Genomic DNA, 16,259 nt, shown 5'->3' on the forward strand with positions numbered 1-16,259 from the left:
GGTCGACCGGCAGCTCGATGCGCTGCTCGTAGACGTGGGCGCCGCTGCCGCGCATGCGCGTGAGCAGCGCGAGGCCGTCGATCTGCATCGCCAGCAGCGCCTGCTCGGGCTGGAGTGCCATCGCCCGCGTCAGCGTCACGCGGTCGAACTGCTGGCCGAAATCGAACTCGGGGGGAATGGAAAATTCGGTCATGGGCTGCGGGCCATTGTCGTTCAGCCGGCGGGCGCATCCATGCGATGCTGGCGCCCCATGCAAAGACGCCTTTTCATCGCCGCGGCGGCCTGCGGGGCCGCGCCGGCCACGGTTTCGTCTGCAGTGTCGTCAACGGAATCGCCGCTCACCACGGTGCATCCCCGCCCCCTCGTCTTCCCGGCCGATTTCGGCGCGCATCCCGCGACGCGCACCGAGTGGTGGTACGTCACCGGCTGGCTGCAGGCGCAGGCCGACGCAGCGCCCCTCGGCTTCCAGGTCACGTTCTTCCGCTCGGCCACCGGGCTGGCCGCGTCGCCGAGCCGCTTCGGCGCGCAGCAGCTGGTGTTCGCGCACGCGGTGCTCGGCGACGTGGCCGGCAGGCGGCAACGCCACGACCAGCGCATCGCGCGCGCCGGCTTCGGCATCGCCGACAGTGCCGAGGGCGACACCCGCGTGCTGCTGCGCGACTGGTTCCTGCGCCGCGAGGGCAGCGCCGGCGCGAGCCGCTACACGACCCGCGTCGCGAGCGACAGCGGCGGCTTCGCGTTCGAGCTGTCGTTCGAGGCCACGCAGCCGGTGCTGCTGCAGGGCGAGGCGGGCTGGTCGCGCAAGGGGCCGAAGCCGCACGAGGCGAGCCGGTACTACAGCCAGCCCCAGCTGCGCACCAGCGGCACGCTGACGCTGGACGGCCGTGCACGCGCGGTGCAGGGCCGCGCCTGGTTCGACCATGAATGGAGCGACCACGCGCTGCCCGACGACGCGGTCGGCTGGGACTGGATCGGCATGAACCTGGACGACGGCAGCGCGCTGATGGCGGTGCGGCAGCGGCGCGCCGACGGCACGCCGTACTACGCCGGCGGCAGCTTCCGCGCGCCGGGGGGCGAGGTGCGCAATTTCGGGCCCGGCGAAGTGCGCTTCGTGCCGGGCCGCCGCTGGAGCAGCCTGTTGTCGCGTGCGAGCTACCCGGTCGAATGGGCGGTCGAGACGCCGGCGGGCCGCTACCGGGTTCGCGCGCTGTTCGATGCGCAGGAACTCGACAGCCGCGCCAGCACCGGCGGCTTCTACTGGGAGGGGCTCAGCGAGCTGATGGACGAGTCCGGCCGCAGGCTCGGACTCGGCTACCTGGAGATGACCGGCTATGCCGGCCGGCTCCGCATTTAAAGTTTCTGCGCCTGCATGAAGTCGTCGAACGCGGCTTCGGCGAAGCGGAACCACAGCACCTGGTCGGCGCGGAACTTGGTGTAGTCCTCGTAGACCTTCTTCCAGGCCGGGTTCTTGCCCGACAGCTCGCTGTAGTAGTCCATCGACACCTTGAAGCAGGCTTCCATCACGTCCTTCGGGAAGCGGTGCAGCTTGGTGCCGGCGCCGACCAGCTGCTTCAGCGCACCCGGGTTGCGGGCGTCGTATTTGGCCTGCATGTCGACGTGCGCGTGCGACGACGCGGCTTCGACGATGGCCTTGTACTCCGGCGTCAGCGCATCGTAGGCCTTGGTGTTGATGAACAGGTCGACCTGCGGGCCGCCTTCCCACCAGCCGGGGTAGTAGTAGTGCGGCGCGACCTTGTTGAAGCCGAGCTTCTGGTCGTCGTACGGGCCGACCCATTCGGCGGCGTCGATCGTGCCCTTCTCGAGCGCGGGGTAGATGTCGCCGCCCGGCAGGTTCTGCGGCACGGCGCCCAGGCGTTCGATGATGCGGCCGGCAAAGCCGCCGATGCGGAACTTCAGGCCCTTCATGTCGGCGACGGCGTTGATCTCCTTGCGGAACCAGCCCCCCATCTGGGCACCGGTGTTGCCGCCGGGGAAGTTGATGATGTTGTAGTTGCGGTAGAAATCGCGCATCAGCTTCAGGCCGTTGCCTTCCAGCATCCAGGCCGTCATCTGGCGCGAGTTCAGCCCGAACGGGATCGAGGCGCCGATCGCGAAGGTCTCGTCCTTGCCGAAGAAGTAGTACGGCACGGTGTGCGCCATCTCCACGGTGCCGTTCTGCACGCCATCGACCACGCCGAAGGCCGGCATGATCTCGCCGGCCGCGTGCACCGAGATCTGGAACTTGCCGCCGGTCATCTCGCCGACCTTCTTCGCGAAGACCTCGCCGCCGCCGTAGATGGTGTCGAGCGATTTCGGGAAGCTGGAGGCCAGGCGCCAGCGCAGCGCCTGCTGCGCGTGCACCACGGCCGGTGCCAAGCCGGCGGCCAGCACGCCGGCGAGGCCGGTTTGACGGATGAAGGAACGGCGTTCCATGCGGTGTCTCCTTGGAATGGGTGATGCGGTTGAACCGCGGGATTCTAGGAGGCCCGCAAAATCCGACGCGAGGGGTGTTTCCCCGTCCGAGAAACTACGCACTCCGCAGCCCGGATTCCAATCCGGGACCCGGGTTGTCACCCGGGCTACAAGCCGGCGATCTTCATCTCGGGGATCAGCACCGAGCCGATGGTCTTGGTGCCCATCGTGTAGGCATCGGAGCCGACCGCGACGATGTTGCGCAACATCTGCTTCAGGTTGCCGGCGATCGTGATCTCGTGCACCGGGTAGGCGATGCGGCCGTTCTCGACCCAGAAGCCGGCGGCGCCGCGCGAGTAGTCGCCGGTCACGTAGTTGACGCCCTGCCCCATCAGCTCGATCACGAACAGCCCGCGGCCGAGCTTGCGCAGCATCTCGTCGAGGTTGTCGCCGGGCTTCGTCAGCCGGCTCGTGAAGCTCAGGTTCTGCGAGCCGCCGGCATGGCCGGTGGTCTTCATGCCGAGCTTGCGTGCCGAGTAGCTCGACAGGAAATAGCCCTGCACGATGCCGCCGGTGACGACGTCGCGCACCCGCGTGACGACGCCCTCGTCGTCGAACGGCGCGCTGCCCTTGCCGCCACGCACGTGCGGGTTCTCGCGGATGTCGATGTGCGGCGCGAGCACTTCCTTGCCGAGGCTGTCGAGCAGGAAGCTGGAGTTGCGGTACAGCGCGCCGCCGCTGGTGGCCTGCACGTAGCCGCCGAGCAGCCCGGTGGCGAGCGTCGACTCGAACAGCACCGGCACCACGCAGGTCTTGATCTTGCGCGACTTCAGCCGCGACAGCGCGCGCTCGGCGGCGTAGCGGCCGATGGCCTCGGGGCTGGCGAGATCGCCGGGCGCGCGCATCGAGCTGTACCAGGCGTCGCGCTGCATGTCGTCGCCGCCGCGGCCGGGCAGCGACGCGATCGGCGCCACCGACACCGAGTGCCGCGAACTGGCATAGCCGCCGCGGAAGCCGCGGCTGTTGCCGGCGAAGAAGTGCGATTGCTGCGCCGACACGCCGGCGCCTTCGCTGTTGGTGATGCGGCGGTCGGTGGTGAGCGCGGCGGCCTCGCAACGCTGCGCGATCTCGGCAGCACCGGCGGCATCGATGTCCCACGGGTGGAACAGGTCGAGGTCGCGGGTGGCGGCTGCGCCGAGCGCCAGGTCGGCGTCATCCGGCAGGCCGGCGGCCGGGTCTTCGGCGGTGAAGCGGGCGATGTCGTAGGCGGCCTTGACCGTCTGCTCCAGCGCGGCCGGCGAGAAATCGGACGTGCTCGCGTTGCCGCGGCGCTGGCCGAGGTAGACGGTGACACCGATCGACTTGTCGCGGTTGCGCTCGACGTTCTCGATCTCGCCCTTGCGCACCGACACCGACAGGCCCGCGCCTTCGGAGACCTCGACCCCCATGTCGCTCGCGCCGAGCGTCTTGCCGAGCGACAGCGCGTCTTCGACCAGTTGCTCGAAGCGCTCGCGCGAATACGCGAAACCGTGGGTGGGGAGGGAGGACTGGGTCATGGAGGCGGCAGGCGCACGAGGCAGCCAAGAGGAAGCGAGGGCTATCATACCGACGCCCTTGCCCGTGCAGCCCTCGTTTCCCCTCATGGCCCCTCGAACTCCCAAGAATCACGTGCCCGACCCTGTCGCCTCCGAAGACGGCGACGACGACTTCGACGGCCCCAGCAAGACGCAGCTGAAGAAGGACATGCACGAGTTGCAGGCGCTGGGCGAGGCCTTCGCGGCGCTGCCCGAGAGCCGCATCGTCGGGCTGCCGATCTCCGAGACGCTGATCGGCGCGGTGATGGAATACCGCCGCACCCGTTCGCACGAGGGGCGGCGGCGCCAGATGCAGTACATCGGCAAGCTGATGCGGCGCGACGACGTCGGGCCGATCCGCGAGGCGGTCACCGCGATGCAGCTCGGCCAGGCCAAGGATTCACTGGCGCTGCACGAGGCCGAGCGCTGGCGCGCCGAGCTGATCGCGAGCGACGACGCGCTGACCACCTGGATGCAGAAGCACCCCGGCGGCGACGTGCAGCAGCTGCGCAGCCTGATCCGCGCGGCGCGCAAGGATGCCGCGGTGGCGCCGGAGCAGCGCAGCGGGCGGGCCTACCGCGAGCTGTTCCAGTTCATCAAGGCACTGACGCTGGCGGACGACAACGATGGCGAATGAGAGCCCCGCCGCGCCGCTCGACACGGTGCGCATCGGCCTGGTGTCGATCAGCGACCGGGCCTCGAGCGGCGTCTACGAAGACAAGGGGCTCCCGGCGCTGCAGACCTGGCTGGGCCGCGCGCTGCGCAACCCGGTCGAGTGGGAGACGCGGCTGATCCCCGACGAGCAGGCGCGGATCAGCGCGGCACTGGTGGAGCTGGTGGACGCCCGTGGGTGCCACCTGGTGCTGACGACCGGCGGCACCGGCCCGTCGCCGCGTGACGTGACGCCGGAGGCGACGCTGGCGGTGGCCGACCGCGAGATGCCGGGCTTCGGCGAGCAGATGCGCCAGATCAGCCTGCGCTTCGTGCCGACCGCGATCCTGTCGCGGCAGGTCGCGGTGCTGCGCGGCAAGGCGCTGATCATCAACCTGCCGGGGCAGCCGAAATCGATCGCCGAGACGCTGGAGGGCCTGCCGAACGCGCAGCCGCCGGCGCCGGGGATCTTCGCCGCGGTGCCKTACTGCATCGACCTGATCGGCGGGCCGTACCTCGAGACGGACGAGAGCGTGTGCCGCTCGTTCCGCCCGAAGTCCGCGCAGCGGCCTGCGCCCGCCGCTACTTGACCAGCTGGTTCATCCGCTCGGCGTCGAAGTGCTCGGCCTTCTGCGCATCGGCCGGCACGCAGTCGTCCTTCGCCGGTGACAGCTTCTCGATCGCCGCCCACAGCAGCGCGATCTGGTGCTCGTGGCCGGCGGCGTTGTCGATCAGGCCCTTCATCGCCTGCGACACCGGATCGTCGCCCTGCGTGACGCCGTAGGCCGAGAAGACCTTCCTGTCACCGGGCTCGACATGCGACGGGTCGTCCTTCGCGAGGATGATGCGCGCCGGGTTGCCGACCGCGGTCGCACCGGCCGGCACCGGCTTGGTGACGACCGCGTTCGATCCGACACGCGCGCCCTCGCCGACCGTGAACCCGCCGAGCACGCAGGCATTCGCACCGATGATCACGCCGCGCCCGAGCGTCGGGTGACGCTTGGCGCCCTTCACGAGCGAGGTGCCGCCGAGCGTCACGCCCTGGTAGATCGTGCATTCGTCGCCGATCTCGGCCATCTCGCCGATCACGACGCCCATGCCGTGGTCGATGAAGACACGCCGGCCGATCGTCGCGCCGGGGTGGATCTCGATGCCGGAGAAGAAGCGCGCGACGTGCGAGATGAAGCGCGCCGGCCAGTGCCAGCCGTGCGTCCAGCAGGCGTGCGACCAGCGGTGCATCAGCAGCGCATGCAGGCCCGGGTAACAGGTGACGACCTCCCAGGTGCTGCGCGCGGCGGGGTCGCGCTCGAGGATGCAGGCGATGTCTTCTCGGAGGCGGTCGAACATGGGGGTGGGGTGAGACCGGGGCGGGTCAGTTTATCTGGCAGCTTGAAAGTCCACGGCCGTCAGGGGCAAGTGCGCGCCGGTGGGCCGCTCAGCCGCGGCGCTGGATCGCGCGTGCGATGCCGCGCAGGATGTGCACTTCTTCCGCGCTGAGTTCCGCCCGGTTCAGCAGTTGGTTCAGCCGCGGCATCAGCTTCTTCGGCGCGGCCGGATCGAGGAAGCCGATGTCGGTGAGCGCCTGCTGCCAGTGCTCGAGCAAGCCCTGCACCTGGGCGCCGTCGGCGAGCGTTGCATCCGGCACGCGCGGCACCACCTCGAAACCGCCGAGCGCCTGGCGCCAGTCGTAGGCCAGCAACTGCACCGCCTGCGCGAGGTTCAGCGAGCCGTAGTCGGGATGGGTCGGGATGCTGATGCAGGCATGGCAGCGGTAGACGTCGTCGTTGGCCATGCCGAAGCGCTCGGAGCCGAACACGAAGGCCACGCGGTGCTCGCTGCGTGCCAATTCGGCGAACAGCGGCCGCGGCGCGTGCGTCGCCGGGCCGAAATCGCGCGGCGTCATCGCGGTGGCGCAGGCGTAGCTGATGCCGTCGAGCGCCTCGGCGAGGCTGCCCACCACGCGGGCGCGCACCAGGATGTCGGCGGCACCGCTGGCCATCGCGACGGTGTCCTCGTGCACCAGCGCATCGGCAAAGCGCGGCGCGACCAGCACCAGGTCGCTGAAGCCCATCGTCTTCATCGCGCGCGCGGTGGCGCCGATGTTGCCGTAGTGGCTGGTGTTGAGCAGGATGAAACGGGTGCTGTCGATGGACATCGGTGGCTCGGGGATTTCCCCAGGGACGAACGGCTAAAATCCGCGATTATCCGCAGCACCCCGCGCGCTGCCCGCTCTTTCTCACCTCCGTCTGCCTCTCACCCTCCAGGGCGCCTCATGTCGCAAGCACTGCATCCCATGCTCAACGTGGCCATCAAGGCCGCACGCGCCGCCGGCGCGATCATCAACCGGGCGTCGCTCGACCTCGACCTGCTGAAGGTGAACACCAAGTCGCCCAACGACTTCGTGACCGAGGTGGACCAGCTGGCCGAGCAGGCCATCATCGAGACGCTGCTGACGGCCTACCCCGGCCACGGCATCCTGGCCGAAGAGTCCGGCCGCGCGCACGGCGCGAAGAACAGCGAATACGTCTGGATCATCGATCCGCTGGACGGCACCACCAACTTCATCCACGGCTTCCCGGTCTACGCGGTGTCGATCGCGCTCGCGTACCGCGACCAGATCCAGCAGGCCGTGGTGTACGACCCGACGCGCAACGACCTGTTCTACGCCTCGAAGGGCCGCGGCGCGTTCCTGAACGACAAGCGGCTGCGCGTGTCCAAGCGCACGCGCATGCAGGATTCGCTGATCGGCACCGGCTTCCCGTTCCGCAAGGGCGACAACTTCAAGCGCTACGTGAAGATGTTCGAGGAGGTGATGCAGAACTGCGCCGGCCTGCGCCGCCCGGGCGCCGCGGCGCTCGACCTGTGCTACGTAGCCGCCGGCTTCTACGACGGCTTCTTCGAGACCGGCCTGAACCCGTGGGACATCGCCGCCGGCTCGCTGATGATCACCGAGGCGGGCGGGCTGATCGGCAACTTCACCGGCGAGGCCGATTTCATGTACCAGCGCGAGGTGGTGGCCGGCAACCCGAAGATCTACGGGCAGATGGTGGGGATCCTCGCGCCGTACACGCGGGTGATCAAGGCGGATGAGGCCGCCAAGGGCGAGGCAGCCGTCGCCGAGGACGGCACGCCGGGGGTCACGCCGGAATCGGCGCTGGCCGCAACCGCCACGTCAGCCAAGCCCGCCGAGCCCGAGAAGCGCAAGGCCGTGCGGATCCGCAAGGCCGACGCCGAACGCAGCTGACGCGTCAGTCCCAGGCGGTCCACTTCGCGGTGGACCGGCTCGACTCCACCGTCTTCTCCATGAACTTGACCCCCCGCGCGCCATCCTCGAGCGTCGGGAAATCCCCTTCCAGCGCCCCAAGCGCCCTCCCCTCCTCCTTCGCGAGGATCGCCTCCGCGACCCCCAGGTAGAGGTTCGCGAACGCCTCGATGAACGCCTCCGGGTGCCCGGTCGGCAGCCGCGAGGCCTTCTTCGCCGCGTCGCCCAGCCACGGCGAGCCGCGCGTCAGCAGGCGCTTCGGCCCGTCGAGCGAGGCGTGCACCAGCAGGTTCGGATCCTCCTGGTGCCAGGTCAGCGAGCCCTGCGTGCCGAACACCCGCAGCCGCAGGTCGTTCTCGCCGCCGATCTCGATCTGCGACGCGATCATCACGCCGCGCGCGCCGCCCCGGTAGCGCAGCAGCAGGTTGCCGTCGTCGTCGAGCCGGCGGCCCGGCACGAAGGCGGTCAGGTCGGCGCACAGCGCCTCGATCTCCAGCCCGCAGACACTCGCCACCAGGTTCTCGGCATGCGTGCCGATGTCACCGATCGCGCCGACGATGCCGCTCCTCGCCGGATCGACGCGCCAGTCGGCCTGCTTGTGGTCGCCGGCTTCCAGCTGCGTCGCGAGCCAGCCCTGGTTGTATTCGACGATSACCTTGCGGATCTCGCCGAGCTGGCCGGTGCGCACCATCTCGCGCGCCTGCCGCACCATCGGGTAGCCGGTGTAGTTGTGGGTGACGCCGAACACCGTGCCGCTGCGGCCGCGCGCCGCGAGCAGCGCCTGCGCCTGCTCGCTGGTGTGCACCAGCGGCTTGTCGCACACCACGTGGATGCCGGCCTCGGTGAAGGCCTTCGCCACCTCGAAATGCACGTGATTCGGCGTCACGATGCTGACGAAGTCGATGCGCTCGCCACGCGGGCGCTTCAGCTCGTCATCGAGCAGCGCCTGCCAGCTGCCGTGGTTGCGCGCATCGGCCAAGCCGAGGTCCTGCCCCGAGGCCCGTGCCTTCGCGGCATCGGCCGACAGCGCGCCCGCCACCAGCTCGATCTGCCCGTCCAGCGCCATCGCCTTGCGGTGCACCGCACCGATGAACGCACCCCGGCCGCCACCGACCATCGCATATCGCAGCTTGCGCATCAGCAGCCCCTTGTCACTTCTCGAACGACGCGTCGAACGCACGCGCCGACGGCTTGAAATCGAGCCGGCGCGAGAACGCCGCGCTCTCGGTCGCGCCATGCACGCGGTCCATGCGGCTGTCTTCCCACTCGACGCTCAGCGGGCCCTGGTAGCGGATGTCGTTGAGCGCGACGATGATCCCCTCGAAATCGATCATCCCGCGCCCGACGCTGCGGAAATCCCAGAAGCGCCGCGCATCGCCGAAGCTGGTGTGCCCGCCGAATACGCCCACCGTGCCGTCGCCCTTGCCCCACCACACGTCCTTCATGTGCACGTTGTGGATGCGCGGCCCGAAGGTGCGCAGGAACTTGACGTAGTCCACGCCCTGGTAGCCCAGGTGGCTCGGGTCGAAGTTGAAGCCGAAGCGTTTGTGCCCCTTCACCGCCTCGATCGCACGCTGGCTGCTCGCTATGTCGAACGCGATCTCGGTCGGGTGCACCTCGAGCGCGAAGTTCACGTCGACCTCCTCGAACATGTCGAGGATCGGCGTCCAGCGCGTCGCGAAATCCTCGAAGCCCCGGTTCCAGAACGCTTGATTCGTCGGCGGGAAGGCATACAGCGCATGCCAGATCGACGAGCCGGTGAAACCGGTCACCGTCTTCGCGCCGAACTTCGCGGCGGCGCGCGCGGTGTCCTGCATCTCCTTCGCGGCGCGCCGGCGCACGCCCTCGGCCTCGCCGTCGCCCCACACGTGGGCCGGCAGGATCGACTTGTGCCGCTCGTCGATCAGGTCACACACCGCCTGGCCGGTCAGGTGGTTGCCGATCGCGAAGCACTGCAGGCCGTGCTGCTCCAGCAGCCGGCGCTTGTCGGCCACGTAGCGTTCCGACTGCAGCGCCTCCTGCACGTTGAAATGGTCGCCCCAGCAGGCGAGCTCCAGCCCGTCGTAGCCCATCGCTTTCGCGAGGGGCGCCAGTTCGGCGAGCGACAGGTCGGCCCACTGGCCGGTGAACAGGGTGACGGGTCTGGGCATGGTCAGCTCCTCAGATCAGGTGGTTCAGAACGGCGAGTCCGGCACGTAGTACTTGGCCGCGTTGTCCTTGGTGATCAGCACCGACGGGATGATCGTGGTCGCCGGCATCGCGGTGCCCTTGACGCGCGCCTCGGCGGTCATCTTCATCGCGTCGGCGATCATGCTGGGCGAGTAGGTCACGTCGGCGCTGACGATCTTGTCGCCGTCCATCACCTTCTTGATGTAGTCCTTCGAGCCGGCGCCGCCGATCACCAGCTTCACGTCGCTGCGCTTGGCCTGCTCGATCGCCTTCTGCACGCCCACCGCCATGTCGTCGTCCGAGGCCCACACGGCATCGATCTGCTTGAAGCGCGTCAGGTAGTCCTGCATCACCTTGAAGGCATCGTCGCGGTTCCAGTTGCCGTGCTTGGCATCCAGCACCTTGATGCCCGGGTTCGCCTTCATCACCGCGTTGAAAGCGTCGACGCGCTGGTTGTCGATCACCGTCGGAATGCCGCGCAGGATCACCACGTTGCCCTTGCCGCCCATCGCCTTGGCCATGTACTCGCCGGCCACCTTGCCGAAGCCGGGGTTGTCGCCGGCCACGTAGGCGTYCTGCGCRYTSGYRTCSGTCAGGCCGCGGTCGACCACGGTCACGTACACACCCTTGGCCTTGACCTGCGCGACCGGCTGCGTCAGCGGCGCGGATTCGAACGGCAGGATCACCAGCGTGTTGATCTTGTTGACGGTCTGCAGGTCCTGCACCTGGTTGGCCTGCTCCGAGGCCGAGCCTGCGGTCTTGACGATCACCTGCAGGCCGGGATGCGCCTTCTCGAGCTCGGCCTTGGTGCGGTTGGCCCAATAGACGACGCCACCGGCCCAGCCGTGCGTGGCGGCCGGGATGGACACGCCCATCACGACCTTGTCCTGGGCGAAGGCGGTGGCGCCYGCGGCAAGTGCCGCCAGCGTCACGAGGATGCGGGGAATGAACTTCATGGGACTCGTCTCCTGTTGTGTGTCGATCGGGACTCGATCGGGGTCTCTGCGGAACATGACCGTTGCCGGTCGGGGAACTAACGCCGCCCCCTCTGGAGGAAGGCGACGATGATGATCACGATGCCCTGCACGGCGGCGTTCAGGTACACGCTGATGATGCTGGTGAGGTTCAGGATGTTGCTGATCACCGAGAGCAGGATCGCGCCGACCACGGTGCCGGTGATGCGGCCCTCGCCGCCCTTCAGCGCGGTGCCGCCGACGATCACCGCGGCGATCGCCTCCAGCTCCCACAGCAGTCCGGTCGTCGGCGAGGCCGAGCCCAGCCGCGGCACGTACAGCACGGTGGCCACGCCGACACACACGCCCAGCAGCATGTAGGTCAGCACCTTGATGCGGTCGACATTGACCGCCGCATAGCGCGCGACCTGCTCGTTGGAGCCGATCGCCTGCACGTAGCGGCCGTAGCCGGTGCGGTTCAGGATCAGCGCGCCCAGCAGCGCGACCGCCGCGAACACCCAGATCGGGAACGGCACGCCCAGCAGGCTGCCGTAGTAGACCGGGCTGTAGGCGTCGGACAGCTTGCCGTCGAGCGTGATCGCGCCGCCGTTGRCCAGGTAGGTCAGGTAGGCGCGGAAGATGCCGAGCGTGCCCAGCGTGACGATGAACGGCTCGATGCGGCCCTTCGTGACGAGCAGCCCGTGCGCGAGGCCGAAGACCGCGCCGAGCGCGAGGGCGAACACGATGCCGATCGCCACCGTCAGCAGCGGCGAGCCGACCTGCGCGGCGATGCCGTTCATCAGCAGGATCATGCTGCCGGCGATCAGCGCCGCCATCGAGCCGACCGACAGGTCGATGCCGCCGCTGATGATCACGAAGCACATGCCGACCGCGATGATGCCGATGAAGGCGGTGCGGGTCAGCACGTTCATCGCGTTGTCCCAGGTCGCGAAATCGCYGTTCAGCAGCGTGCCGGCGATGCACAGCAGCACGAGGCCGAGCCACGGGCCTGCTGCCTGCAAGCGCAGACGCCAAGCGGCCGTGACAGGTGAGGCCGGGCCGAGCGCCGGGCCGCCCCAAGCCGGCCCGGATCCCCCCGGGGGATCGGTCGGCGTACCCGCCGGCCGAGGGGTCCTAATGTGTTCCTGTGGCATGAGCGATCAGCTCCTCTTCGGTCAGGTGGTCGGCCGACAGCGTGGCCTGCAGCCGCCCCGCGCGCATCACGGCGACGCGGTGGCACAGGCCGATCAGCTCGATCAGCTCGGATGAAATGACGACGACGCCGCGGCCCTGCTCGGCCAGGCGCTGGATCAGGAAATAGATGTCGCGCTTGGCACCGACGTCGACGCCGCGCGTCGGCTCGTCGAGCACCACCACGCGCGGCTGCGGCTGCAGCACCTTCGCGATCGCGAGCTTCTGCTGGTTGCCGCCCGACAGCGACGACGCCCGGCTGCCGAGGTCGCGCGTGCGGATGCCGAAATCCGCCACCGCCTGCTGCAGCGCCAGCGCCTCGGACGCCGGGTCGAGCAGCGGGTGCGTGTGGCGCGCCAGGTCCATCAGCGTCAGGTTGTCGCGCAGCGAGAGCCGCACATGCAGGCCCTTGCCCTTGCGGTCTTCGCTGAGGTACGTCAGCCCGTGCTGCGCGGCCTCGCGCGGGCTGCGCAGCGGGCGCTCTTTTCCATCGAGCTCGATGCGGCCGGCGCTGCGCGGGCGCAGCCCGAGCAGGCCCTCGAACATCTCGGTGCGGCCGGCCCCCACCAGCCCGGCGAAGCCGAGGATCTCGCCCGGGCGCACCTCGAAGCTCACGTCGTGCGCCCAGCCGGGCACGCTCAGGCCCTCGACCTTCAGCAGCGGTGCCGGCGTGCCGGCCACCGGCAACTTCGCCGGGAACATGTCCGACAGCTCGCGGCCGACCATCAGGTTGGCCATCTGCTGGCGCGAGAGCCCGGCGGTCGGCGCGCGGGTCACGAAGCGGCCGTCGCGCATCACGACGATCTCGTCGGTGATGCGCTCCACCTCGTCGAGCTTGTGCGAGATGTAGACGATGGTCACGCCATCGGCCTTCAGCTGCGCGATCAGCGCGAACAGGCGCTGCGTCTCGGCGGGCGTGAGCGTCGCGGTCGGCTCATCCATGATCAGCAGGCGCGCCTTGCGCGACAGCGCCTTCGCGATCTCGACCAGCTGCTTCTCGGCGACGATCAGCTCGCGCACCCGGGTGTCGGGGTCGATGTCCAGGCCGACCTGCTGCAGCACGCGGCGCGATTCGTCGCGCATCGCCGCATCGTCGAGCAGCCAGCCGCGGCGGCGCTCATGGCCGAGGAAGATGTTCTGCGCGATGCTCAGGTCCTCGGCCAGGTTGAACTCCTGGTGGATCAGCACGATGCCGCAGCGCTCGGCATCGCGCGAGTTCGTGAAGCGCTGCGGCGTGCCGTCGATGCGCAGCTCGCCGTCGCTCAGGGCCTCGTAGCCGGAGAGGATCTTCATCAGCGTCGACTTGCCGGCCCCGTTCTCGCCGAGCAGGCCGACCACGCGGCCGGGTTCGAGCTCGAAGCTGACGCCGTGCAGCACGCGCACCGGGCCGAAGTCCTTGGTCACGTCGGTGAAGGTCACTTGAAGGCTCACGTCACGGCCTCCGGAACGCTGCCACGCGCGCGCATCGTCTCCTGCAGCGCGAGCACGCCGGCGCCGATCACGCCGGTGCGCTCGCCGAGCGGCGCGTACTGGATGTCGAGGTGGCGCGTCGAGAGCGCGAGCGAGCGGTGGTACACGCTCTGCCGGATCGACGCCAGCAGCAGCGGCCCGATGCCGGTGATGCCACCGCCGATGAACACATGCGACGGGTTGAAGAAGTTGACGATCGACGCCAGCATCTGCCCGATGCGCGTGCCTGCCTTCTGCACGATGCCGTGTGCGGCGGCATCGCCGGCGCGGCTCGCCTGGCCCACGTCGATCGGCGAGATGCTGCCCTGCGCCTTCAGCACCTGGGCCAGCAACGCGCTCTGGCCCGACTGCGCCGCCTCGACCGCCATGCGCGAGATCGCCGGGCCGGCCGCCATCGCCTCGACGCAGCCCAGGTTGCCGCAGTGGCAGCGCGGGCCGTCGGGGTCGACGCAGATGTGGCCGACGTCGCCGGCCGAACCGTCGGCGCCGCGGTAGACCTCGCCGTGGCAGACGATGCCGCAGCCGATGCCGGTGCCGATCTTGACCACCAGGAAATTCGGCAACCGCCGGTGCAGCCGCCACAGCTCGCCGAGCGCCATCACGTTGACGTCGTTGTCGATGAAGACCGGCGCCGCATAGTCCTCGCCCAGCACGTCGCGGATCGACAGCCCTTCCCAGCCCGGCATCAGCGGCGGGTTGACCAGCAGCCCGCTGCCGAAGGCGACCGGCCCCGGCACCCCCATGCCGATGCCGATCACCTCCTTGCGGGTCGCGCCGCAGTGCTGCAGCAACTCGCGCAGCAGCTCGCGGATGCGCGACAGCAGCACCGCCGGGCTGGCGCGCACGTCGGCCGGCTCGGCATGGTGGGCCAGCACGCCCATGTCGGGCGACAGGATCGCCACGTCGAGGCTGGTCGCGCCGAGGTCGATGCAGGCGAGCACGCCGACCGCGCGGCTCATGCGCAGCGCCTCGGGCCGGCGCCCGCCGGACGAGGCCTGCAGGCCGATCTCTTCCAGCAGGCCGCGCTCGACCAGCCCGGCGACGGCGGCGTTGGCCTTGCTTTTCGAGAACGTGGATGCGGCGGCCAGCGCGCTGCGCGAGCTGCTGGCCGACCAGAACACGGTCTCCAGCACGGCCAGTTCACCCGGCGACAGATCGTCCCAGCGGATCACCTTGCTTGTCTCCTTGCAGCCGTGGTCGGCCCATCTGTGGTCGTCTTCGGGCCGGAACGTCCGGGCCGAGCGCCTTGGGACGGATGCTAAGAACGTCACTTCGGCGCGGCAAGCGCGATCTTTGACCAAATTCAGGTCAAATGCATGGCGACCCCGGGGACGCCTCCCGTCCGGCATGCCGGCCTGTACCATCCGCCGACCCACCTCGCGCTCACCCGCTGCACCATGCGCCAGCTCGAAAAACTGTCGATCGAGAACTACAAGTCCATTCGCCAGCAGACGCTCGAGCTGGGGAAACTCAATGTCTTCATCGGAGGGAACGGATCGGGCAAGTCAAACCTGATCTCGGTATTTCGCTTCCTGCGCGAGATCGTGACCCAGAACCTGCAGGGATATACCGCCGTCAAGGGAGGAGCCGATGCGTTGCTGCACCTGGGCCAGAAGCGGTCGCGCTCCATGTCGTTCAAGTTGGACTTCGTAGCAGGCGAGGTCGCCAACTCGTATCGCGTTTCGCTGACTCCAAAGACGGACGACAGTCTGTTGATCGTCAGCGAAAAGGCCTACTACCACGACCGGCGCAAGTATCCCGAGAAGCCTTTTGATCTGCCGGTGAGCGCATTGTCCAAAGAGTCGCGTCTTGGCGAAGCGGAACACATCTGCGCCAAGCAAGCTCTGCAGGACCTGGAGAGTTATCGCGTCTATCACTTCCATGACACAAGCGACACGGCAGCCGTCAAGCTCACCGCGGATGTCGACGACAACCGCTTCTTGCGCCCCCAAGCCGAGAATCTGGCGCCATATCTGTTCTGGATGCGCGACAAGCATCCCGACCACTACCGCAATATCGTCGAGACGGTGCGGCACATCGCCCCGTTCTTCGACGACTTCCAGCTGCAGCCGTCGCGCCTGAACGAATCGAAGATTCGCCTCGAATGGCGGGAACGCGGCAGCGACGCCTACATGAACGCGCACGCCTTCTCCGATGGCACCTTGCGCTTTATCTGCCTGGTGACGCTGCTCACGCAGCCGGAGTTGCCCCGGCTCGTGCTGCTGGACGAGCCGGAACTTGGCCTGCATCCAGCTGCGATCACGCTGCTGGCGGATTTGATCTCCTCAGCGTCCGAGCGCACTCAAGTGATCGCCGCCACGCAGTCCGTTTCGCTGGTAAACCGATTGAGGCCCGAAGACGTCTGGACCGTCGACCGGCAAGACGGCCCCACGACGTTCAGGCACCTGAACAGTGCCGACATGTCGCAATGGCTGGACGACTACGCGCTTGGCGACCTCTGGGAAATGAATGTGCTGGGCGGGCGGCCGTGAAACGCGCGCTGATCGTCGTGGAAGGCCAGACGGAGGAGCGCTTCGTCAAGACGGTGCTGCGACAGCAGCTGGAGCCGATCGGTAT

Annotated in this window: 16 protein-coding genes; 5 read left to right on the forward strand and 11 right to left on the reverse strand. The window is 68.7% G+C overall.

The window, feature by feature from the left end:
* Positions 1–193, reverse strand: a 193-nt coding sequence (locus AC1D12_RS07470; protein ID WP_477839691.1) for a hypothetical protein, incomplete at its 3' end; no start/stop codon positions are given.
* 57 nt (positions 194–250) lie between these two features.
* Between AC1D12_RS07470 and AC1D12_RS07475 the strand changes: the two genes are divergently transcribed.
* On the forward strand, positions 251–1,354 hold the full coding sequence (locus tag AC1D12_RS07475; protein WP_477828768.1) for a lipocalin-like domain-containing protein: 1,104 nt from the start codon (positions 251–253) through the stop codon (positions 1,352–1,354).
* On the opposite strand, the gene AC1D12_RS07480 is transcribed toward AC1D12_RS07475, so the two are convergent.
* Positions 1,351–2,433, reverse strand: coding sequence for a TRAP transporter substrate-binding protein (locus tag AC1D12_RS07480; protein ID WP_477839693.1), 1,083 nt, complete (start codon positions 2,431–2,433; stop codon positions 1,351–1,353). The two genes, AC1D12_RS07475 and AC1D12_RS07480, sit on opposite strands and share 4 nt — an antisense overlap.
* Positions 2,434–2,579: 146 nt before the next feature.
* Positions 2,580–3,968 carry a metalloprotease PmbA gene (gene pmbA / locus AC1D12_RS07485; RefSeq protein ID WP_082004565.1) on the reverse strand — a complete coding sequence of 463 codons (1,389 nt, stop codon included), beginning with the start codon at positions 3,966–3,968 and terminating at the stop codon, positions 2,580–2,582.
* Positions 3,969–4,080: 112 nt separating this feature from the next.
* On the opposite strand from pmbA, the gene yjgA reads away from it, so the two are divergent.
* Positions 4,081–4,623: a ribosome biogenesis factor YjgA gene (gene yjgA / locus AC1D12_RS07490; RefSeq protein ID WP_465113441.1), complete on the forward strand. Its 543-nt coding sequence runs from the start codon at positions 4,081–4,083 to the stop codon at positions 4,621–4,623.
* Positions 4,613–5,227 carry a molybdopterin adenylyltransferase gene (gene mog, locus AC1D12_RS07495; protein ID WP_477827555.1) on the forward strand — a complete coding sequence of 205 codons (615 nt, stop codon included), beginning with the start codon at positions 4,613–4,615 and terminating at the stop codon, positions 5,225–5,227. The genes yjgA and mog overlap by 11 nt, the downstream gene beginning before the upstream one ends.
* On the opposite strand, the gene cysE is transcribed toward mog, so the two are convergent.
* Complete coding sequence (gene cysE, locus AC1D12_RS07500; protein ID WP_477827554.1) at positions 5,220–5,984, reverse strand: serine O-acetyltransferase; 765 nt, start codon at positions 5,982–5,984, stop codon at positions 5,220–5,222. The two genes, mog and cysE, sit on opposite strands and share 8 nt — an antisense overlap.
* Positions 5,985–6,072: 88 nt before the next feature.
* Positions 6,073–6,792: an RNA methyltransferase gene (locus AC1D12_RS07505; RefSeq protein ID WP_477827553.1), complete on the reverse strand. Its 720-nt coding sequence runs from the start codon at positions 6,790–6,792 to the stop codon at positions 6,073–6,075.
* Between the two features lie 117 nt (positions 6,793–6,909).
* Here AC1D12_RS07505 and AC1D12_RS07510 point away from each other — a divergent pair, with 117 nt between their 5' ends.
* Positions 6,910–7,881, forward strand: coding sequence for an inositol monophosphatase family protein (locus AC1D12_RS07510; RefSeq protein WP_465113437.1), 972 nt, complete (start codon positions 6,910–6,912; stop codon positions 7,879–7,881).
* A 4-nt stretch (positions 7,882–7,885) separates the two neighbouring features.
* Here AC1D12_RS07510 and AC1D12_RS07515 read toward each other — a convergent pair whose 3' ends face one another.
* The 6 genes from AC1D12_RS07515 to AC1D12_RS07540 all read right to left on the reverse strand — a co-directional run bounded on the left by AC1D12_RS07515 (position 7,886) and on the right by AC1D12_RS07540 (position 14,821).
* Positions 7,886–9,037 carry a Gfo/Idh/MocA family protein gene (locus AC1D12_RS07515; protein WP_047509224.1) on the reverse strand — a complete coding sequence of 384 codons (1,152 nt, stop codon included), beginning with the start codon at positions 9,035–9,037 and terminating at the stop codon, positions 7,886–7,888.
* Positions 9,038–9,050: 13 nt separating this feature from the next.
* Positions 9,051–10,049, reverse strand: coding sequence for a sugar phosphate isomerase/epimerase family protein (locus AC1D12_RS07520; RefSeq protein WP_047509222.1), 999 nt, complete (start codon positions 10,047–10,049; stop codon positions 9,051–9,053).
* A 24-nt stretch (positions 10,050–10,073) separates the two neighbouring features.
* Positions 10,074–11,024 carry a substrate-binding domain-containing protein gene (locus tag AC1D12_RS07525; RefSeq protein WP_477839696.1) on the reverse strand — a complete coding sequence of 317 codons (951 nt, stop codon included), beginning with the start codon at positions 11,022–11,024 and terminating at the stop codon, positions 10,074–10,076.
* Positions 11,025–11,101: 77 nt separating this feature from the next.
* Positions 11,102–12,175, reverse strand: coding sequence for an ABC transporter permease (locus AC1D12_RS07530; protein WP_477839698.1), 1,074 nt, complete (start codon positions 12,173–12,175; stop codon positions 11,102–11,104).
* Complete coding sequence (locus AC1D12_RS07535; RefSeq protein WP_477839700.1) at positions 12,156–13,643, reverse strand: sugar ABC transporter ATP-binding protein; 1,488 nt, start codon at positions 13,641–13,643, stop codon at positions 12,156–12,158. The genes AC1D12_RS07530 and AC1D12_RS07535 overlap by 20 nt, the downstream gene beginning before the upstream one ends.
* Positions 13,640–14,821, reverse strand: a complete 1,182-nt coding sequence (locus tag AC1D12_RS07540) for an ROK family protein (RefSeq protein WP_477839704.1) — start codon at positions 14,819–14,821, stop codon at positions 13,640–13,642. Before AC1D12_RS07540 ends, AC1D12_RS07535 begins: the two co-directional genes overlap by 4 nt.
* 258 nt (positions 14,822–15,079) lie before the next feature.
* Between AC1D12_RS07540 and AC1D12_RS07545 the strand changes: the two genes are divergently transcribed.
* The gene (locus AC1D12_RS07545; RefSeq protein ID WP_477839702.1) at positions 15,080–16,174 is read left to right on the forward strand and encodes an AAA family ATPase; all 1,095 of its coding nucleotides are present in this window, start codon (positions 15,080–15,082) and stop codon (positions 16,172–16,174) included.
* Positions 16,175–16,259: the final 85 nt, after the last annotated feature.

The organism is Rhizobacter sp. P1_G5 (genome assembly GCF_056405435.1).